This is a genomic window from Kitasatospora sp. NPDC093806 (assembly GCF_040683335.1).
In the GTDB taxonomy this organism is placed as follows: Bacteria; Actinomycetota; Actinomycetes; order Streptomycetales; family Streptomycetaceae; genus Kitasatospora.
In genome coordinates this window covers 26,107-50,182 of sequence record NZ_JBFBDO010000039.1, presented here as the reverse complement: position 1 = coordinate 50,182, position 24,076 = coordinate 26,107, and the positions used below count along the sequence as shown (strand labels likewise).

The 24,076-nt window shown below is 76.1% G+C and carries 5 protein-coding genes; all 5 read right to left on the bottom strand.

The features are described from left to right. Positions 1 to 135 precede the first annotated feature (135 nt). On the bottom strand, positions 136 to 10,737 hold the full coding sequence (locus AB0N76_RS19945; RefSeq protein WP_363558806.1) for an amino acid adenylation domain-containing protein: 10,602 nt from the start codon (positions 10,735 to 10,737) through the stop codon (positions 136 to 138). Between the two features lie 103 nt (positions 10,738 to 10,840). Then, a complete protein-coding gene (gene gntD / locus AB0N76_RS19940) occupies positions 10,841 to 11,872 on the bottom strand; it encodes a guanitoxin biosynthesis L-enduracididine beta-hydroxylase GntD (protein ID WP_363558805.1) in 1,032 nt (343 codons plus the stop codon). Positions 11,873 to 11,917: 45 nt separating this feature from the next. Beyond that, positions 11,918 to 13,027: a capreomycidine synthase gene (vioD, locus tag AB0N76_RS19935; protein WP_363558804.1), complete on the bottom strand. Its 1,110-nt coding sequence runs from the start codon at positions 13,025 to 13,027 to the stop codon at positions 11,918 to 11,920. 46 nt (positions 13,028 to 13,073) lie between these two features. Further along, positions 13,074 to 19,484 (bottom strand): amino acid adenylation domain-containing protein, encoded by a 6,411-nt coding sequence (locus tag AB0N76_RS19930; protein WP_363558803.1) that lies wholly within the window; start codon positions 19,482 to 19,484, stop codon positions 13,074 to 13,076. After that, a complete protein-coding gene (locus AB0N76_RS19925) occupies positions 19,481 to 24,055 on the bottom strand; it encodes an amino acid adenylation domain-containing protein (RefSeq protein ID WP_363558802.1) in 4,575 nt (1,524 codons plus the stop codon). Before AB0N76_RS19925 ends, AB0N76_RS19930 begins: the two co-directional genes overlap by 4 nt. Positions 24,056 to 24,076: the final 21 nt, after the last annotated feature.

Here is a 24,076-nt window from a genome sequence, read left to right as displayed (position 1 = left end):
GAGGGGTCGGCACCGGAGGCGGCGACAGGGGCAGGGGCGGGGGCATCGGGTGGCGGCTCCGTTCGGGAGGAGGGAGGAGGAGGGAGGGAAGGGTGGAGGGGACGGGGGCCGCCCCCTCCACCCGGCGGGGCCCGGTCAGCGCAGGTGGGCGGCCAGGACGGGGCCGATCAGGGCCAGCGCCTCCGGCGTGGTGAACCGGCTGTGCGGGATGGCCAGCGGGTGGTTCTCGATCGGGCCGTCCACGTGCTCGGCCCAGTGGTCGGTCAGCGGGGTGCCGTCGGCGCCCCGGCCCGGCAGGGCCTCGAAGAAGAGCACCGGGCCCCGGTAGCGGCCGGGCTGCTCGCCCTGGACGCCCTGGGCGAGGGTGATGTTGTTGGCGGTCACCTTGACCAGCCGCGCCAGCGCGGCCGGGTCCAGGCCGGCGAGCACGCTGCCGCGCTCCTCCAGCAGCCCCAGCACGGCCTCGGCGGAGGGGAGTTCGCCGTCCGGCGCGTCGAGCTCGTCGAGGTCGAGGCCGTCCAGGGCGAGCGAGAGGATCTCCGCGTCGCCGGGCCGCCCGGCGTGCCGGAACGAGCCGGTGGGGTGCGAGTCCAGCATCGCCAGCAGCGCCACCTCCTCGCCGTCCGCCTGGAGCTGGCGGGCCACCTCGTGCGCCACCGTGCCGCCGAAGGACCAGCCGAGCAGGTGGTACGGGCCGCTCGGCTGCACCTCGCGGATCAGCCGCAGGTAGTCGGCGGCCATCTCGGCGACGGTGCCCGGCAGTTCGCCGGTGCCGTCGAGACCGCGGGCCTGCACCGCGTACAGCGGCCGGTCGCGGTCCAGGTGCCGGACCAGGCCGGAGTAGCACCAGCCGAGGCCGCCGCCGGGGTGCACGGCGAACAGCGGCGGGCGGGAGCCGCCGGTCCGCAATGGCAGCAGCCGGCCCAGCCCGGCGGTGGACTCGCCGCTGCCGCTCCCAGCGGCCCCGGCGCCGATCCGCTCGGCGAGCAGGGCGACGGTCGGCGTCTCGAACAGCGCGCGCAGGCCGATCTCCGCGCCCAGCTCCTCGCGGATCCGGGCGGTCAGCCGGGCGGCGAGCAGCGAGTGGCCGCCCAGGTCGAAGAAGTTGTCGTCGATGCCGACCTGCTCGGTGTTGAGGACGGCCGCGAACAGGTCGCGGAGCACGTGCTCCCGCGGCGTACGGGGGGTGCGGCCGGCGACCGGACCGGCGGTGTCGGGGACGGGCAGGGCGCGGCGGTCGAGCTTGCCGTTCGGGGTGAGCGGCAGGGTGTCGAGCAGGACGACCGCGGAGGGCAGCTGGTAGGCGGGGAGCCGGGTGGCGGCGGTGGCGCGCAGCTCGGCCGGGTCGGGCGCGGCGCCGGGGGCGGGGACGAGGTAGGCGACCAGGCGCGGGTCCCCGGGGTGGTCCTCGCGGAGCAGGACGGCGGCCTGGGCGATGTCCGGGCGGCTGGTGAAGTGGGTCTCGATCTCGGCGGGTTCGATCCGGAAGCCGCGGAGCTTGATCTGGTCGTCGGTGCGGCCGAGGAATTCGAGCCGGCCCGAGCCGGCGCCGTCGTGCTGCCAGCGGCCGAGGTCGCCGGTGCGGTACATCCGGGAACCGGGCTCGCCGAACGGGTCGGGCAGGAAGCGCTCGGCGGTGAGCGCGGGGCGGCCCAGGTAGCCGCGGGTGACCAGGTCGCCGGCGATGTACAGCTCGCCGCCGACGCCGACCGGCAGCGCCCGCAGCGCCTCGTCCAGCGCGTACATCCGGGTGTTCCAGATCGGGCGGCCGATGGTGATCACGCCGGAGGGCGCGCTGTCGCCGGGCTCGATCCGGAACTCGGTGCAGCCGACGGTGGTCTCGGTCGGGCCGTACTCGTTGATCACGGTGGCGCCCGGGTGGCGGCGGCGCCACTCGTCCAGCACCTCGCCCATCAGCGACTCGCCGCCGAGCACCAACTGCTCGGTGGGGGAGAAGCGTTCGGGCAGCGCGGTGAGCAGGGCCAGGTGGCTCGGGGTGGCCTTGACGAAGCTCGGCCGGTCGAACTCCCGCGCGCTGGGCGCCTCGTCGTCCAGCTCGATCAGCTGGACGGTGCCGCCGCTGGTGAGCGGGGCGAACAGGCCGGTGACGGTGAGGTCGAAGGAGACCGGCGAGTGGACCAGCGCCCGGCCGGCCACGCTGCCGTAGGCCTCGCGGGCCCAGGCCAGGTAGGCGTCCAGCGAGTGGTGCTCGACCACCACGCCCTTGGGGCGGCCGGTGGAGCCGGAGGTGTAGATCACGTAGGCCGGGTTGCGCAGCGACAGAGGGGCCGCGCGGTCGGCGTCGGTGAGGTCGTGCGCGGGCAGGGCCGCCAGCGCGGCGACGGTGTCCGGGGCGTCGAGCAGCAGGCGCGGGTGCTCGGTGGCGGGCAGCAGACCGGCCGCCTCGCTCGTGGTGAGCACGCACAGCGGCTCGGCGTCGGCCAGCGTGTAGGCGATCCGCTCGCCCGGGTGGGTGAGGTCGACCGGCAGGTACGCCGCACCGGACTTGAGCACCGCGAGCACGGCGACCAGGGTCTCCACCGAACGCGGCACGGCCAGGGCGACCAGCCGCTCGGGGCCGGCGCCCTGTGCCACCAGGTGGCGGGCCAGCCGGTTGGCGGCGGTGTCGAGCTGGGCGTAGCTGAGGGTGTCGGTGGCGCCGGAGGTGCCGCAGGTGACGGCGGGGGCGTCGGGGGTGCGGGCGACCTGGGCGGCGAACAGCTCCGGCAGGGTCCGTCCGGGCAGCTCGCGCCGCTCGCCGTTCCAGTCGGTGAACAGGGCCCGGCGCTCGTCCTCGTCGAGCAGGTCGATGTCGTGGATCGGGGTGTCGGGGTGTTCGGCGGCGCTGCGCAGGATGCGCTGGAACTGGGTGGAGAGGCGCTCGATGGTGGCGGGCTCGAAGAGGTCGGCGGCGTACTCGATGGTGACGGTGAGGCCGTTCGGGGCGCCGTCGGCGGTGTGCTGCTCGCTGACGGTGAAGGAGAGGTCGAACTTCGCCGCCCGGCCGGTGTCCTCGCTCGGGTCGGCGGCCGCCTCCGCGCCCCAACTGTCGGGCCCGGTGGTGGTGTTGTTGAGGGTGAGGATGGTTTGGAAGAGGGGGTGGCGGTGGGGGGTGCGGGTGGGGTTGAGGGCTTCGACGAGGCGTTCGAAGGGGAGGTCTTGGTGGGTGAGGGCGGTGAGGTTGAGGTCGCGGGTGTGGTGGAGGAGTTGGGTGTGGGTGGGGTTGCCGGTGGTGTTGGTGCGGAGGGTGAGGGTGTTGATGAAGAAGCCGATGAGGTGGTCGTGGTGGGGGTGGGTGCGGCCGGCGGTGGGGGTGCCGATGGGGAGGTCGGTGCCGGCGCCGTTGCGGGTGAGGAGGGTGGCGAGGGCGGCGTGGAGGGTGTGGAAGAGGGTGGCGTGGTGGGTGTGGGCGTGGGTGGTGAGGTGCTGGTGGACGAGGGGGGTGGTGTGGGTGGTGTGGGTTTTGGCGTGGTGGGTGGGGGTGGTGGGTCGGGGGTGGTCGGTGGGGAGGGGGATTTCTTCGGGGAGGTTGGTGAGGTGGGTGGTCCAGTGGGTGAGTTGCTGCTGGAGGGTGTGGTCGAGGTGGTGGTGTTGCCAGAGGGTGTGGTCGGCGTACTGGATGGGGAGGTGGGGCCAGTCGGGGGTGGTGTGGGTGGTGTGGGCGTGGTAGGCGGTGGTGAGGTCGTGGGTGAGGGGGCGCATGGACCAGCCGTCGCCGGCGATGTGGTGGAGGACGAGGGTGAGGAGGTGCTGGTCGGGTGTGAGGGTGAAGAGGGCGGCGCGCAGGGGGAGTTGGGTGGTGAGGTCGAAGGGCTGGGCGGCGAGGTCGGCGATGCGCTCGCGGGCGGTGGTCTCGTCGGTTTCGACCACAACGAGCGGGACGAGTGAGGGCGTGGCGGGGTGGATGTGCTGGCGGGGTTCGCCGTCGGTTTCGGGGAAGGCGGTGCGCAGGGTCTCGTGCCGCTCGACGACGTCGTCCAACGCGGCCTGCAGGGCCTGGACGTCGACCGCCTCGGTCAGCCGCAGGACGACCGGGATGTTGTAGGAGGCGCGCTCGGTCTCGTCCATCCGGTTGAGGAACCAGAGCCGGGACTGCGCGTAGGAGAGCGGGATCCGCTCCGGCCGCTCCATCCGGGTCAGCGGCGGCAGCGCGGTGGCGGGCGCGGCGAGGTCCAGCCGCTCGGCGAGGGCGGCGACGGTCGGCGCCTCGAACAGCTCGCGCACGCCCAGCTCGACGCCGAGCCTGCCGCGGACGGCGGCGACCAGGCGCATCGCCAGCAGCGAGTGGCCGCCCAGGTCGAAGAAGTTGTCGTCGATGCCGGTGACCTCGGTGTCGAGGACGGTGGCGAAGAGCTCGCGGAGGACCTCCTCGCGCGGCGTGCGGGGCGCGCGGCCGGCGGGGCGCGCGGTGCTGTCGGGTGCGGGGAGGGCGCGGCGGTCGAGCTTGCCGTTCGGGGTGAGCGGCAGGGTGTCCAGCAGCACCAGGGCCGACGGGACGAGGTAGGCGGGGAGCCGGCCGGCGGCGGTGGCGCGCAGCTCGCCGGGGTCGGGCGTACTGCCGGGAGCGGCGACGAGGTAGGCGACCAGGCGCGGGTCCCCGGGGTGGTCCTCGCGGAGCAGGACGGCGGCCTGGGCGATGTCGGGGCGGGCGGTGAAGTGGGTCTCGATCTCGGCGGGTTCGATCCGGAAGCCGCGGAGCTTGATCTGGTCGTCGGTGCGGCCGAGGAACTCGATCACGCCGCCGCGCCAGCGGCCGAGGTCGCCGGTGCGGTACATCCGGGAGCCGGGCTCGCCCAACGGGTCCGGCAGGAAGCGCTCGGCGGTGGCCCCCGGGCGGCCGAGGTAGCCGCGGGCCAGGCCGGCGCCGGCGATGAACAGCTCGCCCGGCACGCCCGGCGGCACCTGGCGCAGGCCCGCGTCGAGCAGCTGGACCCGCATGTTGTCCAGCGGCCGGCCGATCGGCACGGTGCTGCCGAGCTCGTCCCCGGCGGTGACCGGGTGCCGGGTGGCGAAGACGGTGGTCTCGGTCGGCCCGTAGCCGTCCACCACCCGCAGGCCCGGGTGGGCGGCGAGCACGCGGCGCACCGCGGCCGCCGGGACGACGTCGCCGCCGGTCATCACCTCGCGCACCCCGGCCAGGCACTGCGGCGCGTCCTCGGCGAGCAGCCGGAACAGGCCGGCGGTCAGCCAGAGCGCGGTGACCTCGTGCTCGGCGATCAGGCGGGCGATCCGCTCGGCGTCCAGCTCGCCGGCCGGCGCGACCACGACCTGGCCGCCGCTGAGCAGCGGCACCCACAGCTCGTAGGTGGCGGCGTCGAAGGCGTGCGGGGAGTGGAACAGCACGCGCTCGTGGTGGCCGTCCTGCTGCCACCAGCGGTCGGCGGCGAGCGCGGCCACGTCCGCGTGGGTGACGGCGACGCCCTTGGGGGTGCCGGTGGAGCCGGAGGTGTACATCACGTAGGCGAGCCGGTCCGGCTGGACGACGGGGAGGGCGTCGGCGAGGGCGGGCTCCGGCAGCGGGGCCGAGACGTCCACCACCCGGACGCCGGCCGCGGCCTGGGCCCGGACGAACGGCAGGTCGCGGGTGGCCGCGTCGACCAGCAGCAGCTCGGCGCCGGTGTCGGCGAGCACCAGGGCCATCCGCTCGGCCGGCCAGTTCTCGGCCAGCGGCACGTACGCGCCGCCCGCCCGGACCACGGCGAGCGTGCTGACCACCAGTGCCGTCGAACGCTGCTGGAGCAGCGCGACCGGGCGTTCCCCGCCGGCGCCCAGCGCGGTCAGGTGGCGGGCCAGCCGCTCGGTGGCGGTGTCGAGCTGGGTGTAGCTGAGGGTGTGGGTGCCGCAGGTGACGGCGGGGGCGTCGGGGGTGCGGGCGACCTGGGCGGCGAACAGCTCCGGCAGGGCGGCGGCGGGCAGCGGGTGGACGGCGCCGGTGGCGAGCGCGGCCAGCTCGGCCCGGCCGGCGTCGCCCAGCAGGTCGATCTCGTGGATCGGGGTGTCGGGGTGTTCGGCGGCGCTGCGCAGGATGCGCTGGAACTCCTCGGCGAGCCGCTCGATGGTGGCGGGCTCGAAGAGGTCGGCGGCGTACTCGATGGTGACGGTGAGGCCGTTCGGGGCGCCGTCGGCGGTGTGCTGCTCGGCCACCGAGAACGACAGGTCGAACTTGGCGGCGCTCGCGAACTCCACCTCCTGGGCGACGAGTCCGGAGTCCGCGCCGGTGGTGTTGTTGAGGGTGAGGATGGTTTGGAAGAGGGGGTGGCGGTGGGGGGTGCGGGTGGGGTTGAGGGCTTCGACGAGGCGTTCGAAGGGGAGGTCTTGGTGGGTGAGGGCGGTGAGGTTGAGGTCGCGGGTGTGGTGGAGGAGTTGGGTGTGGGTGGGGTTGCCGGTGGTGTTGGTGCGGAGGGTGAGGGTGTTGATGAAGAAGCCGATGAGGTGGTCGAGGTGGGGGTGGGTGCGGCCGGCGGTGGGGGTGCCGATGGGGAGGTCGGTGCCGGCGCCGTTGCGGGTGAGGAGGGTGGCGAGGGCGGCGTGGAGGGTGTGGAAGAGGGTGGCGTGGTGGGTGTGGGCGTGGGTGGTGAGGTGCTGGTGGACGAGGGGGGTGGTGTGGGTGGTGTGGGTTTTGGCGTGGTGGGTGGGGGTGGTGGGTCGGGGGTGGTCGGTGGGGAGGGGGATTTCTTCGGGGAGGTTGGTGAGGTGGGTGGTCCAGTGGGTGAGTTGCTGCTGGAGGGTGTGGTCGAGGTGGTGGTGTTGCCAGAGGGTGTGGTCGGCGTACTGGATGGGGAGGTGGGGCCAGTCGGGGGTGGTGTGGGTGGTGTGGGCGTGGTAGGCGGTGGTGAGGTCGTGGGTGAGGGGGCGCATGGACCAGCCGTCGCCGGCGATGTGGTGGAGGACGAGGGTGAGGAGGTGCTGGTCGGGTGTGAGGGTGAAGAGGGCGGCGCGCAGGGGGAGTTGGGTGGTGAGGTCGAAGGGCTGGGTGGCGAGGTCGGCGATCCGCTGGCGGGCGGTGGCCTCGTCGGTTTCGACCACAACGAGCGGGATGAGTGAGGGCGTGGCGGGGTGGATGTGCTGGCGGGGTTCGCCGTCGGTCTCGGGGAAGCTGGTGCGCAGGGTCTCGTGGCGCTCGACGACGTCGTCCAGCGCGGCCTGCAGGGCCTGCACGTCGACCGTCTCGGTCAGCCGCAGCACCACCGGCATCGCATACGCGCTGGTCGCGTCGGCACCCTCCATCCGGTTGACGAACCAGAGCCGGCGCTGGGCGAAGGACAGCGGCAGCACCTCCGGCCGCTCCATCCGGGTCAGCGGCGGCAGCGCGGCGGCGGGCGCGGCGAGGGCCAGCCGGGCGGCCAGCTCGGCGACGGTCGGCGCCTCGAACAGCTCGCGCACACCCAGCTCGACGCCCAGCTCGGCGCGGACCGCCCCGACCAGGCGCATCGCCAGCAGCGAGTGGCCGCCCAGGTCGAAGAAGCTGTCGTCGATGCCCGGCTCGCGCTCGGCGCCCAGCACCTCGGCGAAGATCCGGCAGAGCGCGGCCTCCCGCTCGTCGCGCGCGGCGCGCCCGGCGGGGGCGTCCTGGCGGGGCGGGGCGGGCAGCGCCCGGCGGTCCAGCTTGTTGTGCGCGGTCAGCGGCAGCGCGTCCAGCACCACCAGCGCCGACGGCACCATGTAGCCGGGCAGCGCCTTCGCCAACTCCCGGCGCAGGAGAGCCGGTTCGACCTCGGCGCCGGGCACCGGGACGAGGTAGCCGACCAGCTGCTTGTCTCCCGGCCGGTCCTCGCGCACCATCACGGCAGCCGCCGCCACCGGCTCCAGCGCGGCCAACGCGGCCTCCACCTCGCCCAGTTCGATCCGGAAGCCGCGGATCTTCACCTGGTCGTCCAGCCGGCCGAGGAACTCGATCGCCCCGTCGGCGCGGTGGCGGGCCAGGTCGCCGGTGCGGTAGAGCCGGGCGCCGGGCGCGCCGAACGGGTCCGGGACGAAGCGCTCGGCGGTCAGCCCCGGTCGGCCCAGGTAGCCGCGGGTCACCTGCGCGCCGCCGATGAACAGCTCGCCCGGCACCCCGGTCGGCACCGGCTCGCCGTGCCCGTCCAGCACGTACGCCCGGACGTTGCCCAGCGGGCGGCCGATCGGCACGGTCGCGGTGCCGGCCAGCTCCGCGAGGGACGGGTGGTGGGTGGTGACGCCGACCGTGGTCTCGGTCGGCCCGTAGTGGTTGAGGACGGCGCACTCCGCCCGGCCCAGCAGCTCGCGCACATAGGTGCTGGTCGAACCCTCGCCGCCCATGATCAGGCCGCGCCGGGGCAGCACCCGGTGCTCGGCGCCCGGCCCCTCCAGGGCGGCCAGGTGGGAAGGGCTGATCTTCAGGTAGTCGATCGCGTGCTCGGCGAAGTAGGCCGCCAGCAGCCGCCCGTCCGCGGCGGTGTCGGCGTCCACCATGTGCAGGGTGCCGCCGCCCAGCAGTGCGGCGGACAGCACGGTCACGCAGGAGTCGAAGGTGAACGGCTGCACCATCGCGTACCCGGCCCCGCCCGCCAGGCCGAGCGCGGACACCACCGCCGTGCGGTAGTTGAGGACCTGGCGGTGCTCGACCACCACGCCCTTGGGCCGTCCGGTCGAGCCGGAGGTGAACAGCACGTACGCCGCCTGGCCCGGGTCGACGGCCACCTCGGGGGCGGTGTCGGGCAGCGCGTCGAGCGCCGCGTCCGCGACCACCACCGCCCGCACCCCGGCCGGCAGCCGGCCGGCCCCGGCGGCATCGGTGATCACCACGGGGGCGGCGGTGTCGGCGAGGATCATCGCCATCCGCTCCTGCGGCTGGGCCGGGTCGATCGGCACGTAGCAGCCGCCGGCCTTGAGCACGGCCAGCAGCGCGACCACCGTCCCGGCGCTCCGCTCCAGGCGGATGCCGACCGGGGTCTCGGCGCCGACGCCCAGCCCGCGCAGGTGGTGGGCCAGCCGGTTGGCCAGCCGGTCCAGTTCGGCGTAGCTGTGGCTGCCGTCGGCGCCGACCACCGCGACGGCCCCGGGAGTGCGGGCGGCCTGCTCGGCGAACCGGCCGTGGAAGGTGCCGGGTGCCACCTCCAGGGCGGTGGCGTTCCAGTCGTCCAGCACCAGCCCGCGCTCGGCGGCGGTCAGCAGCGGCAGCCGGCCGACCGGGCGGGCGGCGTCGGTGGCGGCCTCGCGCAGCAGCGCGGCGAAGTGGGCGAGCAGCCGCTCGGCGGAGCGCTCCTCGTAGCGGTCGGTGCGGTACACCAGGGTCAGCGCCAGGGTCCCGCCGGCCTCCGAGCCGGCCTCCGAGCCGGTCTCCGAGGCGGCAGCCGAGACGGACTCAGAGACGGTGAAAGTGAGGTCGCGCTTGGCGTCGGCCGGGCCGGCCCCGTCCAGCGGGCGCAGCACCAGCTCGCCGGCGGGTGCCTCGGCGGCGGTGCCCGGGGCGGCCTGGTCGAGCACCAGCATGGTGCGGGCCAGCCCGTCCGGCGACTGGGCCCGCAGTGACGCGGCCAGCTGCTCGAACGGGACCTCCTGGTGCCGGAAGTCCTGCCGGGTCGCCTCGGTGACGCGGTCCAGCAGCTCGGCGAAGGTCGGTTCAGCCCCGGTGGTGCCGGGCGACAGGTCGCCGCGCAGCAGCAGGGTGTTGACGAAGCAGCCGATCAGGCCCTCCAGTTCGGTGCGCTCACGGCCGCCGACCGGGGTGGCCACCACCGGCTCCGTCCCGCCGCCGTAGCGGTGCAGCAGCACCTGGAGCGCCGCCAGCGCCACCGTGAAGAGCGTGGTCCGGTGCGCGGCGGCCAGCGCCCGCAGACCGGCCGTGACCTCGGCTGACAGCTCCAGGCTGTGCGAGCCGGCGCCCGCGCCGCCCGCCGGACGGCCGGCGGCGGTGGCCGGCGGCGGGGTGTCCGCCAGACCGGAGAGCCGCTGCCGCCAGTGGTCGAGGCTCTCCTGGTAGCCGGGGCCGGCCATCCGGCCGCGCTGCCAGGCGGCGAAGTCGCCGTACTGCACCGGGAGTTCCGGCAGGAAGCCACCACCGTCCGCCCGGTAGGCCGCCGCGAGCTCGGCCAGCAGCACGTTCACCGACCAGGCGTCGGCGGCGATGTGGTGGATCGTCAGCAGCAGGACGTGCTCCTGCTCGCCGGTGCGCAGCAGCGCGGCCCGCAGCAGCGGCCCGGCCGCCAGGTCGAACGGGGTGTGCGCCTCCGCGGCCAGCAGTTCGCGCACCCGTGCCTCGACGCCGTCCGCTTCGCCCGTCGCCCGCAGGTCGGTCACCGGGAGCTCGAACCCGCCGGCCGGCTGCACCAGCTGGACCGGCGCGCCGTCCGCCCCGGTGGCGAAGGTGGTGCGCAGCACCTCGTGCCGGGCGATCACCGTGCGGAACGCCCCGGCCAGCCGCTCGACGTCCAGCGGCCCCGAACAGGCCACCGCCATCGGCACGTTGTACGCCGCCGAGGCCGGTTCGAGCTGCTGGGCCAGCCAGATCTGCTCCTGGGCGAAGGAGAGCGGCACCGGCGCCCCCGGGTCGCGGCGCGGCACCCCGGCCGGGGCGGCGGCCCGGCGGCCGGCCAGCCGCTCGCGCAGCCGGGCCTCCAGCCGGGCCCGCTGCTCGGGCGACAGCTCGGCGATCCGGCGGGCGGTGTCGGCGTCGGTCGCGGTCGCGGTCGCGGTCGCGGTCGTGGCGACGGCGGTGGCGACGGCGGTGCTGTCGGCGGTGCCGGCGGTGTCGGCGGCGCGGTGGGTGGTGCTCACGGTGCTCTCCCCGGAGAGGTCAGGCGGCCCGAAGGCGGTGGATGGAAGGCGGAGCCGGCGGGCGGGCCGCGGTCGAACGGCGGGCGGTCGGACCGGGCGGCGGTCAGAACAGGACGCGGGATCCGGCGCCGGCCCGGGTGTCCCGGGACTTGCGCAGGTCGCGGGCGACGTTGACCCGCTTGAGCCAGCGGTCGGTGCCGTCGAAGCGCGCCGCGAACGAGCTGCGGCCGTGCACCGCGCGGTAGTTGTCGACGAAGACGATCTCGCCGGGGGCCAGCGCGGCGCCGCCCAGCCGGCGGTCGATCTCCGCCGAGAGCCGCTCCAGCGCGCCCCGGGCCTCCGGGTCCAGCCGGTCCAGGTCCATGAAGTACGGGTCCAGGCACAGGTACGGGTCGGCCGGCGGACCGAGCAGCACCGGCACCGGCACGGCGTCGTCGCGCATCCGCTTCAGCCGCTCGTACGCCGCCGTCAGCAGCTCGTCCCCGCCGGGCAGGTCCCGGCCGGGGCCGCTGTCGAGCATCTGGAGGTGGGAGTTGTCGGGCAGCATGTAGAACCGCGGCTCGGCGAGCACCCGCCGGTCCTCGGCGGAGATCTCCAGGTCCTGCACGCCGACGAAGGTGGTCGGCACCCGGTCCGGGTTGCGCAGGCAGAGCAGGCCCACGTAGTCGCCCCGGTAGGGGTGGAAGGCGTCCTCGACGTGCCAGAAGATGGTCTGGTTGCTGCCGGTGCCGATCTGCTCGTCCTCGTGGCCGCGGACCGGCAGGACGTCGTGCACCAGGTAGCCGTCCTGCTGGGTGGCCCAGGCGACCGGCTCGCCGAGCAGCGCCCCGCAGAGCAGCAGGAAGATCTCCTCGCGCAGCGCCGGGGACACCCCGGTGCGGTGCTGCCAGTGCGCGGGGGTGGCGCCGATCCGGTCCTGGTCGACCCGGTAGCCGGAGACCACGCAGGCGCCGGCCGGCTCGTGCAGCCGGAAGTCGGTCAGGAAGCGGCGCAGCGCGAGCGGCAGCCGGTGGGACTGGATGGTCAGCTCGTCCTGGAGGGCCTGGTCCTCGACGTCGCTGTGCCGGGCGGCCAGCTCGTCGAGCAGGACGGCGATCGCGTCGGCGTCGGCGGGGTCGAGCGTCAGGGTGTGCATGGGTCGGGTCACCTCGGTGGGTCGGTGGGGCGGTGGGACGGCGGCTCAGCGGGCCGCGGGCAGCAGCGCGGCGAGCCGGTCGAGGCCGGCGGTCAGCTCCTCGGCGGCGCCGCCGAAGCCGAGCCGGATGTGCCGGGGGGCGCCGAAGCAGGAGCCGGGCACGACCAGCACGCCGTGCTCGCGGTCCAGCCGGTCGGCGAACTCGGTCACGTCCGCCACCGTGGTCAGTTCGGGGAAGGCGGTGACGCCGCCGGCCGGCAGGTCGGCGGTCACCCGGCCGCGGTGCTCGGCCAGCCAGTCGGCCAGCACCTTCCGGTTGGCGGTGGCCTGGGCGAGCCGGGGGCGCAGCAGCTCGTCGGCGTGCCGGACGGCGTGCGTGGCGACCGCCTCGACCAGCGGGGAGAGCGCCAGGCTGGTGTAGTCGCGGCGGCGCACGCAGCCGGCCAGCACCTCGGGCGCGGCCAGCGCCCAGCCGACCCGCAGGCCGGGCAGGCCGTACGCCTTGGACAGGGTGCCGAAGGAGATCGCCCGCGGGTAGCCGGGGGCCGGGTCGGGCAGCGGCGCGCGGTCGTACACCAGGTGCTGGAAGGCGTTGTCCCAGGCGAGCCAGGTGTCGAAGCGGGCGCAGGCGGCGACGATGGCGGCCTGCTGCTCCTCGGTGACGGTGGCGCCGGTCGGGTTGTGCGGGAAGTTGACCACCACCATGGAGGTGTGCGGGCCGATCAGCGCCAGCAGCTCGTCCTCGTTGGTGACCACGCCGTTCTCGGTGCGCATCGCCCACGGGACGATCCGGCAGCCGATCGAGACGGCCACCTCGACCAGCGCGTGGTAGGCGGGCGTCTGCACCACGACCTCGTCGCCGGGCTTCAGCAGGGCGTGCATGACCAGGTAGATCGCCTCGCTGGAGCCCTGGGTGGCGATGATCGAGCCGGGGTCGGTGCCGTGCCGCTCGGCGAGCGCGGCGCGCAGCGGCTCGCCGCCCAGCGAGTGGCTGTCGCGGAACACGATGTCGCCGAGCGAGGAGGCGTCGGTGCCGGCCAGGGCGAGGACCTGGTCGACGGTGTAGTTCTCGACGCCGCTGCTGCTGATGTCGTAGGTGGTGGTGAAGTACCGCTCGCGGAGCCAGTCCTCCAGCGGGGCCGGGGCGATGGGCATGGGGTTCCTCCAGAGAGAGTCGAATGGGCTAGGGGGGAGTGCGGGGTCAGGCGAGGCCGTCCTCGGCCTCCAGTTCGGCGAGCAGCAGCGCCAGGTCGTCCGGGTCGGTGTCGGCGGCCTGCAGCTGCACCACCCGCAGCGCCAGCTCGGCCACCGTGGGGGCCTCGTAGAAGACCCGCAGCGGCACCTCGACCTGGCAGGCCTCGCGCACCCGGGCGGCGAACCGGGCGGCCAGCAGCGAGTGCAGGCCCAGGTCGAACAGGTTGTCGTGGACGCCGACCGCCGGCAGGCCGAGCAGTTCGCCGGCCAGGTCGGCGATCTCCCGCTCGGCGGGGGTGCGCGGCGCCACCGCCGCGCCGCCGGCCAGCTCGGCCCGGCCGGGCCGGGGCAGCGCGCCGCGGTCGAGCTTGCCGTTGCCGTTCAGCGGCAGCGCGGGCAGCAGCACGAGCGCGGACGGCACCAGGTACTCGGGCAGCCGCTCGCGCAGCGCGGCCCGCAGCTCGAAGACGTCCGGCTCGGTGCCGGGGGCGGCCACCACGTAGCCGACCAGCCGCCGCTCGCCCGGCTCGTCCTCGCGGACGATCACCGCGGCGGCGCCGACCTCGGGCCGCTCGGCGAGCTGGGCCTCCACCTCGCCGGGCTCGATCCGGTGGCCGCGGATCTTCACCTGCTGGTCCGCCCGGCCGATGAACTCCACCTCGCCGTCGGCGCGGTGGCGGGCCAGGTCGCCGGTGCGGTAGAGCCGGGCGCCGGGCGCGCCGAACGGGTCCGGGACGAAGCGCTCGGCGGTCAGGCCCGGCCGGCCCAGGTAGCCGCGGGCCAGGCCGGCGCCGCCTAGGTGCAGTTCGCCCGGGGAGCCGATCGGCACCGGCTGTCCGGCCGGGTCGAGCAGGTGGACGGTGGTGTTGGGCAGCGGACGGCCGATCGGCAGGGCGTCGCCGCCCACCGGCTCGGCGGTGACCCGCTTGGTGGTGGAGGTGCAGCTCACCTCGGTCAGCCCGTACACGTGCACCAGCGGCACCCCGAACCGCTGCCAGGCGGCCAGCCGGTCCCGGCGCACCCGCTCGCCGCCCATCGCGACGAACCGCAGCTCCGGCGGCGGGGTGGTGCCGGTGCGGGCCAGCTCGGCGGTCCAGTCGTGCCAGTAGGCGGTGGTCAGCTCCAGGCCGGTGATCCGGTGCTCGGCCAGGTACCCGGTCAGGTCGACGCCGTCGGCCAGCAGCCGGGCGCCGGGCAGGACGACGGTGGCGCCGGTGGCGAGGGCCGGGAACAGCTCCTCCAGCAGCACGTCGAAGCCGGTGGAGGCGAGCTGCAGGAAGCGGTCGCCGGGGGCCAGCCGGAACTCCTCGGCCATCGCCAGGGTGAAGTTCACCAGGCCCCGGTGGGTGAACATCGAGCCCTTGGGGGTGCCGGTGGTGCCGGAGGTGAAGAACACGCAGGCCAGCGACTCGGGCTCGGCCGGGAGGGTGGCAACGGCCGGGGCGTCGGAATCCTCCGGGCCCTCGATCGGCAGCACCGTCAGCCCGTCCGGCAGCCAGGCCGGGTCGCCGTCGGTGAGCACCAGCCGCGCGCCGGACAGCTCCAGCAGGGTGCGCAGCCGCCGCTCCGGCAGCGCCGGGTCCAGCGTGGTGAACGCCGCGCCCGCCTTCAGCACCCCGAGCAGGGCGGTGACCAGCGCCGGCGTCGGGCCCGCGTGAACGGCCACCACGGTCTCCGGGCCGACGCCCAGCGCGCGCAGCCGGGCGGCGCAGCGCTCGGCGCCGGCCGTCAGCTCGGCGTAGCTGGTGGTCACGCCCGCGTGCTCCAGCGCCGGGGCGTCCGGGGTGCGGGCGGCGGCCGCCGCGACCAGCTCGTGCACACCGCCGGCCGGGACCGGACGGGCGGTCGCGTTCCACTCGGTGACCACGGTGCGCCGCTCGGCCGCGTCCAGCAGCGGCAGCCGGGACAGCACGGTCTCCGGCGCCTCGGCGGCGGCCGCCAGCAGCACCCCGAAGCGGTGCGCCAGCCGGTCCACGCTCGCCGCGTCGAACAGGTCCGTCGCGTACTCGACCGTGAAGGCGAGCCCGCCGTCCCGCTCGACGGCGGTGAACAGCAGGTCCATCAGGCAGGAGCCGGTCTCCGCGTCCAGCGGCTCGACCCGCAGCCCGGCGAAACCGGCCCGCGGCGGGCGGGCGCTCTGCAGCGTCAGCATGGTCTGGAACACCGGGTGCCGGGCCGGGTCGCGCTCGGCCCCGACCGCGTCCAGCACCTGCTCGAACGGCACCTCCTGGCCGTCGAAGTCGGCCAGCACGCGCTCCCGGGTGCGCTCCAGCAGCGCGGCGAAGGCCGGATCGCCGGAGAGGTCGCCGCGCAGCGCCAGGCTGTTGACGAAGCAGCCCACCAGGCCGTCCAGTTCGGGCCGGTCCCGGCCGGCGACCGGGGTGCCGACCACGACGTCCTCGGCGCCGGACAGCCGGCCCAGCAGCGTCTGGTAGCCGGCCAGCAGCACCATGAACAGGGTGGCGCCGTGCCGGGCGCCGAGCGCGCGCAGCCGCCCGGTCAGCTCGGCGGGCAGGGTGAACTCGTGCACCGCGCCGGCCAGGCTCGGGGTGGCCGGGCGGGGCCGGTCGGTCGGCAGCTCCAGCACCGGCAGCGGCCCGGCCAGGCGCTCGCGCCAGTGCGCCAGCTGCCCGGTCCAGCGGCCCTCGGCGGCCCGGTCGGCCTGCCAGCAGGCGTAGTCGGCGTACTGCACCGGCAGCGCAGGGAGTTCCCGGCCGTCGTAGAGCGCGCCCAGGTCCTCCACCAGCACGCCCATCGACCAGCCGTCCAGCGCGATGTGGTGGATCACCAGCACCAGGACGTGCTCCGCCGGGGCGGTGCGCAGCAGCAGGGCGCGCAGCGGCACCTCGGCCGCCAGGTCGAACGGACGGGTGACGAACTCGTCGACCACGTCCTGCGCCCGCTCGCCGGGGGCGAGCTCGCGGACGGTCAGCGGCGGCTCGCCGACCGGCAGCACCCGCTGCGCCGGGGCGCCGTCCACCTCCGGGACCACGGTGCGCAGCACCTCGTGCCGGGCGGTCAGCGCGCGCAGCGCCCCGGCCAGCGCGACCGGGTCCAGCGCGCCGCCGATCCGGACGGCGGTGGGCACGTGGTAGGCCGGGTTGCCGGGGGCGAAGCGGTCGAACAGCCACATCCGCTGCTGGGCGAAGGAGAGCGGCAGGGTGCGGGCGCGGTCGACCGGGGTGACGGCGGGCAGGGCGTCGGCGGCGGGCTCGGTGCCGCGCAGCCGCTCGACCAGCTCGGCCTGGGCGGCGACGGTGGTGGCGGCGAACACCTCGCGCAGCCGCAGCTCCACGCCGAACTCCGCGCGCACCGCGCTGACCAGGCGGTTGGCCAGCAGCGAGTGGCCGCCGAGGGCGAAGAAGTCGTCCAGCACGCCGACCTCGGGCAGCTCCAGCAGCCGCTGCCAGAGCGCGGCGACCGCCGCCTCGGTGGCGGTGCGCGGGGCGACCAGGTCGGCGGGGCCGGCCGCGGCGGCCGGGGCGGGCAGCGCCGCGCGGTCCACCTTGCCGTTGGGGGAGAGCGGCAGGGCCGTCAGCTCCGTCCACAGCGCCGGGACCAGGTGCCCGGGCAGCCGCTCGCGCAGCCAGCCGGCCAGCTCCGCCCCGAGCACGGACGTACCGGCGGCGGGCACCCAGTAGGCGGCGAGCCGGCGGTCGCCCGGGGCGACCTCGCGGGCCACCACGATCGCGTCGGCCACCGCCGGGTGGCCCAGCAGCACGCCGGTGACCTCGCCCGGCTCGACCCGGAAGCCGCGGATCTTGACCTGGTGGTCGGCCCGGCCGAGCAGCTCCAGCTCGCCGTCGGGGCGGCGGCGGGCCAGGTCGCCGGTGCGGTACAGCCGCTCGCCCGGCACCCGGCCGTACGGGTGCGGGACGAACCGCTCGGCGGTCAGGCCGGGGCGGCCCAGGTAGCCGCGGGCCAGGCCCTCGCCCGCCACGCACAGCTCGCCCGGCACTCCGGCCGGCACCGGTCGCAGCAGCCCGTCCAGCACCAGCAGCCGCTGGTTGGGCAGCGGGTGGCCGTACGGGATCGGGCCGGTCCCGGCGTCCTCGGGGACGGGGTACTCGTTGTTGCAGAACGCGGCCTCGGCGACGCCGGCCGAGTTGACCACCCGGCAGCCGGGCGCGGCGGCGCGCAGCCGGGGCGGCAGCGCGGGCGGCAGCACGTCGCCGCCGACCATCGCCGAGCGCAGGCTGTCCAGGGCCAGGCCGTGCTCCTCGGCGGCGGCCACCATCGCCTCGGTGCCGGCCGGCCCCATCGACCAGACGGTCACCCGGTGGCGGGCGACCAGCTCGGCCCAGTGCCGCGGGTCCCGGGCCGCCTCCTGGGCGGGGAAGACGGCGGCGGCGCCGACCAGCAGCGGGGCCAGGCAGTCGTGCACGGCCGGGTCGAAGCTCGGCGAGTGCAGCGCGATCATCCGGTCACCGGGGCCGAAGCCGTGCGAACGGGCCAGCCCGGTGAAGGTGTTGACGATCGCGCGGTGGCTGACCGCGACGCCCTTGGGCCGCCCGGTGGAGCCGGAGGTGTAGACCAGGTAGGCGAGGTTGGCCTCGCCGGCGCCGGAGTCGCCGCCGAACTCCGGCCCGTCGGCGGCGATGTCCTCCAGCAGCAGCACCTCGGTGCCGGCCGGCAGCGCGTCCGCCGTCGACCGGTGGGCCAGCACGGCGGCCGGGCGGGCGTCGGCGAGCATGTAGGCCAGCCGGTCGGCCGGGTAGGACGGGTCCAGGCCGAGAAACGCGCCGCCGGCCCGCAGCGTGCCCAGCATGGCGGCGCTCAGGCCGGCCCCGCGCTCCAGGCAGAGCGCCACCGGCACGTCCGGGCCGACGCCGGCCTGCCGCAGCCGGTGGGCGATCCGGCCCGCCCAGGCGTCCAGCGTCCGGTAGTCGACCGAGCCGGCGGCGTCGATCACCGCGACCGCGTCGGGGGTGCGGGCCGCCTGGCGGGCGAACAGCTGGTCCACCCGCTGCCCGGCGGGGAACTCGCCGTCGGTGTCGTTCCAGCCGTGCAGCTCCTGCGCCAGCTCGGCCGCGGTGAGCATCGGCAGAGCCGACAAGCGGGTGCCGGGGGCGCGGACGGCGGCGCCCAGCAGGGTGGCCCAGTGGCCGAGCAGCCGGGCCACCGTGGGGGCGTCGAAGAGGTCCCGGGCGAACTCGGCGAACCCGGTGAAGCAGCCGTCCTCCTCGGTCAGCTGGAGGTCCAGGTCCAGGTGCGCACTGTCCCGGGCGACCGGCACCGGCTCGACCGAGAGGCCGGTCAGCGCGGGCGTGGCGGCCGGCGCGTTCTGCAGCACGAAGCCGACCTGGGCCAGCGGGTTGCGGGACAGGTCGCGGCTGGGCGCCAGCTCCTCGACCAGCCGGTCGAACGGCAGCTCCTGGTGCTCGAAGGCGTCCAGCGCGGTGCCCCGCACCCGCTCGACCAGCTCGGCGAAGCCCGGGTCACCGGCCAGCGAGGTGCGCAGCAGCACCGTGTTGACCAGCGAGCCGACCAGCAGCTCGGTGCCCGGCGGCCGGGTGGCCGGCCCGGTCGCCACCACCACCTCCGCGGCGCCCGCGTGCCGGGCCAGCACCGCCTGGAACGCGGCCAGCAGGATCATGAACGGGGTCGCCCCGCCGGCCTTGGCGAGCTCGCGCACCGCCCGCGAGGTGGCCGCGTCCAGCCGCACCGGCACGCTCGCGCCGCGGAAGCTGCGCACCGCCGGGCGCGGCCGGTCGCCGGGCAGCTCCAGCGCCTGCGGGGCGCCGGCCAGCCGCTCGCGCCAGTGGTCGAGCAGCCGGTCGGCGAGGCCGCCGTCCAGCTGGGCCTGCCGGCCCGCGACGTGGTCGGCGTAGCGCACCGCCAGCTCGGGCAGTCGGACCGGGCGGTCCTCGACCTGCGCGGCGTAGCACTCGGAGAGGTCGGACATCAGCAGGCCGAAGGACCAGCGGTCCACCACGATGTGGTGCAGCACCACGACCAGCAGGTGCTCCCGCGGGCCGACCGCGATCAGCTCGGCGCGCAGCAGCGGGCCCTTGGCCAGGTCGAACGGCTGCTCGGCGAGCCGGCCGGCCAGCGCGCGGACCTCGTCCTCGCCGGCGCCGACGGCCTCGGTCCGGCCCAGCTCGAACACCCGGCGCGGCAGCACCAGCTGGACCGGGACGCCGTCCCGGGCCGGGAAGACGGTGCGCAGCGCCTCGTGCCGGTCGACCAGCAGCTGGAACGCCCGGCCGAGCCGGTCGGCGTCCACCGGGCCGCTCAGCCGCAGCGCGGCGGCGGTGTTGTAGACGCCGCTGGGGCCCTCCAGCCGGTCGACCAGCCAGAACCGGCGCTGGGCGGCGGAGGTCGGCAGCACCTCGGCGGTGCGGGTGGCGGTGGCCACGGGGTGCTCCTTCTCTTGGACGCGGGTGGTGTCGCGGGTGGTGTCGGGGGTGGTGGTCACTGGTCGCCGCCCATCAGCGCGGCGAGGTCCTCGGCGGACAGGTCGTCGAAACCGCCGCCGTCGGCCGGCACGGCCTCGCGCTCCGGGGCGGCGGCGACGGCCGGCGCCTCGGCGGCCGGGGCGCGGCGCACCGCCTCGGCGAAATCGCCCAGCACCGGCGCCTCGAACAGCGCCCGCACCGGCAGCTCGCGGCCCAGCGACTCGCGCACGGCGGCGGTCACCTGGACGGCCAGCAGCGAGTGGCCGCCGAGGTCGAAGAAGTCGTCGGCCAGGCCGATCCGGGCGACGCCCAGCACGGTGCTCCAGATCTCGGCGAGGGCCCGCTCGGTCTCGTCGCGCGGGGCGAGCAGCGCCGTCGAGCCGGTGGACCAGTCCGGGGCCGGGAGCGCGGCCCGGTCGAGCTTGCCGTTGGCGGTCAGCGGCAGCGCGTCCAGCGTGACGAAGGCCTCCGGGACCATGTACTCCGGCAGCCGCTCGCGCAGCCGGGAGCGCAGCGCGGGGACCAGCCGGCGGGCGGCGCGGCCGCGGTGCGGGTCGTTGGCCCAGTGCGACCAGGGCAGTCCGGCGTCGTCGCCGGCGGGCGGCAGGGCCGTGACCGGCTCGGTGCCGGCCGGGCGGAAGGCGGCGTCGAAGCGGCCGAGCGGGTCGCCGGAAGCCCAGCTGAGCTCGACGGCGTGGCCGAGGGAGTCGGCCAGCTCGCGCAGCTCCTGCGGGTCGAGCGCGGCGGTGTGGTCCTCCTCCGGGGCGGCGCCGCCGAGGCGGGCGGCGGTCCGGGCGTCGGCGTCCACCCGGGCGTTGGGGATCCCGGTGACCACCAGCGGCGCGCCGTCCAGCAGGGCGCGCAGCTCGCCGCCGGTCCACGCCACGGTGCGCACCGGCGCGGGGGCGGGCTCGGCGTCCAGGTGCAGCACCACGTCGTAGCGGTAGCGGGTCATCTCGTTGCGGTCGTGCCCGGGCTTGGGCCGCACCTCGACCCGGCCGAGCCGCGGGATCTCCCGGCGCAGGGCGGCGAAGAAGCGCGGGTCGAGCAGCAGCTCGTCCTCCTGCCGGACGGCCTGGCGGACCTGGCGGGCCAGCTCCTCCGCGTCCGCCCCGGCCGTTCCGTCCGTCCCGGCGGGCAGGCCCGGCCGCAGCACCGACACCTGGAAGGCGTCCAGCAGGGCCAGGTGCCGGACGTCGCCGACCACCAGCCGCCCGCCGGGGGCCAGCAGGGCGGCGGCCTTGGTCAGCACCTCCACCAGGTAGCCGGCGCTCGGCAGGTACTGGGCCACCGAGTTGACGATCACGGTGTCGAAGTCGCCGGCCGGCAGGTCGTCCAGCTCGTGGCCGGCCCGGCGCAGCAGCCGGACGTGGTCCCAGTGCGCCGGGAGGTGCCGGCGGACGTGCGCGACCGCGCTGTCCGACAGGTCGAGGCCGGTGTACCGCTCGCAGTCGCCGGCCAGTCGGAAGAGCAGCAGCCCGGTGCCGGTGCCGATCTCCAGGACCCGGCGCGGGCCGGTGCCGCGGACCAGCGCGACGGTGTCCTCGACCCAGCGCCGCATCTCCTCGGCCGGGATCGGCTCGCCGGTGTAACTGCTCGTCCAGCCGCGGATGTTGAACGTCGGGTCGGCGCCGCCGACCTGCTCGTACTGGTCGTAGGCGGTGTCGAAGACGGTCCGCCACTGGGCGACCTGCTCGGCGTCGGCGCCGGCCGCGCCTTCGTCCGCCCGGCCGGCCTCCTCGGCCGGGACCAGGTAGGCGACCAGCCCGGTGCCGCCGCCCGGGGTCTCCCGGGGCAGCACCGCCGCGTGCCGCACGCCCGGGTGGGCGCCCAGCTCCGCCTCGATCTCGCCGAGCTCCACCCGGTGCCCGCGCACCTTGACCTGCTGGTCGATCCGGCCCAGGTACTCCAGCGTGCCGTCGGGCAGCCGGCGGGCCAGGTCGCCGCTGCGGTAGAGCCGTTCGCCGTCACCCAGCGGGGCGGGGACGAAGCGCTCGGCGGTCAGGCCGGGGCGGCCCAGGTAGCCGCGGGCCAGGCCCGGGCCGCCGACGCACAGCTCGCCGGGGACGCCGGGCGGCACCGGCTCGCCGCGCCGGTCCAGCAGGTGCACGGCCAGGTCGGCCAGCGGACGGCCGATCACACTGGTGGGGGCGGCCAGGTCGGCCGCGCCGAGCGGGTGCGCGGTGACGTGCACGGTGGTCTCGGTGATGCCGTACATGTTGACCAGGCGCGGGCCGGCCGGGTGCCGGTCGGCCCAGGCGCGCAGCGCGCCCGGCTCCAGGGCCTCGCCGCCGAACACCACGTGCCGCAGGGCGAGGGCGCCGGCCCCCGCGACGGCGTCCGCGTCCGCGAACTGGCGGAAGGCGGTGGGCGTCTGGCTGAGCACCGTGACGCCCTCGGCGCCGACCAGCTCGCGGAAGGCCGCCGGGCTCTGCCGGGCCTCCTGCGGCACCACCGCGATCCGGCCGCCGTGCAGCAGCGCGCCCCAGATCTCCCAGACCGAGAAGTCGAACGCGGCCGAGTGGTACAGCGACCAGACGTCGTCCGGGCCGAACGGCACGTCCGCGGCGGCCGCCTCGAACAGCCGCAGCACATTGGCGTGGGTGAGCAGCGCGCCCTTGGGGCGGCCGGTGGTGCCCGAGGTGTAGATGACGTACGCGAGGTGGTCCGGGCCCAGCGCGGCCGGCTCCAGCGGCTCCGCCGACAGCGGCTCCTCGGACAGCGGCTGGTCCACCGCCAGCACCGGGACGCCGTCGACGAGCCCGGCGTGCTCGGGGTCGGCGACCAGCGCCACCGCGCCGGAGTCGGCCAGCGTGAACGCCAGCCGCTCGGCCGGGTGCCGCGGGTCGAGCGGGACGTACCCGCCGCCGCTCTTCAGGATGCCCAGGATCCCGGTCACCAGCCGCACCGAGGGCTCGACGCAGATCGCCACCCGGCTCTCCGGGCCCACCCCCAGCGCGCGCAGCTCGCGGGCCAGCGCGTCCGAGCGGCGGTCCAGTTCGGCGTAGCTCAGCCGCTCCGCGCCGCAGCCGACCGCGACCGCGTCCGGACGCAGCCGGACCTGCTCGGCGAAGGCCGCCGGCAGGCTGCGGGCCGCCGGGGCGGTGGCCCGGCGGGCCGCGCCGGCCGCCAGCTCGGCGTCCCGCCCGGCCGGGTCCAGCAGCGGCAGCGCGTCCAGCCGGGTGTCCGGCGCGGCGACCGCGGCGGCCAGCAGCCGCAGCCACTGGTCGACGAACCGGCGCACCGTGCGCTCCTCGTACAGCTCGGTGCTGTAGTCGGCCAGGCCGGTCAGGCCCTGCGGCGTCTCGGTGACCTGGAGGTGCAGGTCGAACTTGGCGGTGCCGGTGTCCACCGCGGCCACGTCCATCCGCAGCCCGGGCAGCTCGATCCGGGTCTCCGGGGTGTTCTGCAGGACCAGCAGCAGATTGGCGAACGGGGTGCGGCCGCCGGCGTCCCGGTCCGGGCGGGCCTCCTCGACGATCCGCTCGAACGGCACGTCCTGGTGGGCGTACGCTGCCAGCGCGGACTCCCGGACCCGGCCCAGCAGTTCGCGGAAGGTCGGGTTGCCGGACAGGTCGGCCCGCAGCGGCAGCATGTTGACGAAGAAGCCGATCAGGCCCTCGGTCTGCGGGTGGTTGCGGTTGGCCACCGGCGAGCCGACCACCAGGTCGGTCTGGCCGCTCCAGCGCTGCGCCACCGCGGTGAAGCCGGCCAGCAGCGCCATGTACAGGGTGGCGTCGTGCTCGCGGGCCAGCTCGGTCAGCCGGGCGGCCAGGTCGCCGTCCAGTCGCCACGGGAAGCAGGCGCCGGCGAAGCCCTGCCGGGCGGCGCGCGGCCGGTCGGTGGGCAGGTCGACGGTGCTCGGCGCGCCCGCCAGCCGCCCGCGCCAGTGCGCCAGTTGCTCCTCCAGCGCGGCGCCGGACACCCGCTCGTGCTGCCAGAGCGCGAAGTCCGCGTACTGGACCGGGAGTTCGGGCAGCTCGGCGGCTCCGTCCCGGTAGTGGTGGGCGAGTTCGCGGACCAGGACGTCCAGCGACCAGCCGTCCGCCACGATGTGGTGGATGGCCAGCACCAGCAGGTGCTCATCCGTGGTCAGCCGGACCAGCCGGCCGCGCAGCAGCGGACCGGAGCCCAGGTCGAACGGACGCCGGCTCTCCTGGTCGGTCAGCTCGGCCAGCGCCGCCGCCCGGGCGTCGCCGTCCAGCGCGGACAGGTCGGTGAGCGGCAGCGCCACCTCGGCCTCGGCGTGCACGACCTGCTCGGGCCGGCCGTCCTCGGCGTGGAAGGTGGTGCGCAGCGCCTCGTGCCGGGCCACCACCTTGTTCAGCGCCCGCTCCAGGGCGACGGCGTCCAGCCGGCCGGTCAGCCGGACCGTGCAGGCGATGCTGTAGAGCGGGCTCGGACCGGCGAACTGCTCGACGAACCAGAGCCGTTGCTGGGCGAAGGACAGCGGCAGCCGGACCCCCTCGGGGCGGCGGGCGATCAGGCCGGCGGGGGCGCCGGCGGGGGCGAGGCCCTGCTGCCGGAGCAGCGTGGCGAGCAGACGGCGCTTGTCGGCGGAGAGCGCGGCGCGCTGGGGTGACTGGCTCATCGGTTGGTCCCGGGCGGTCGG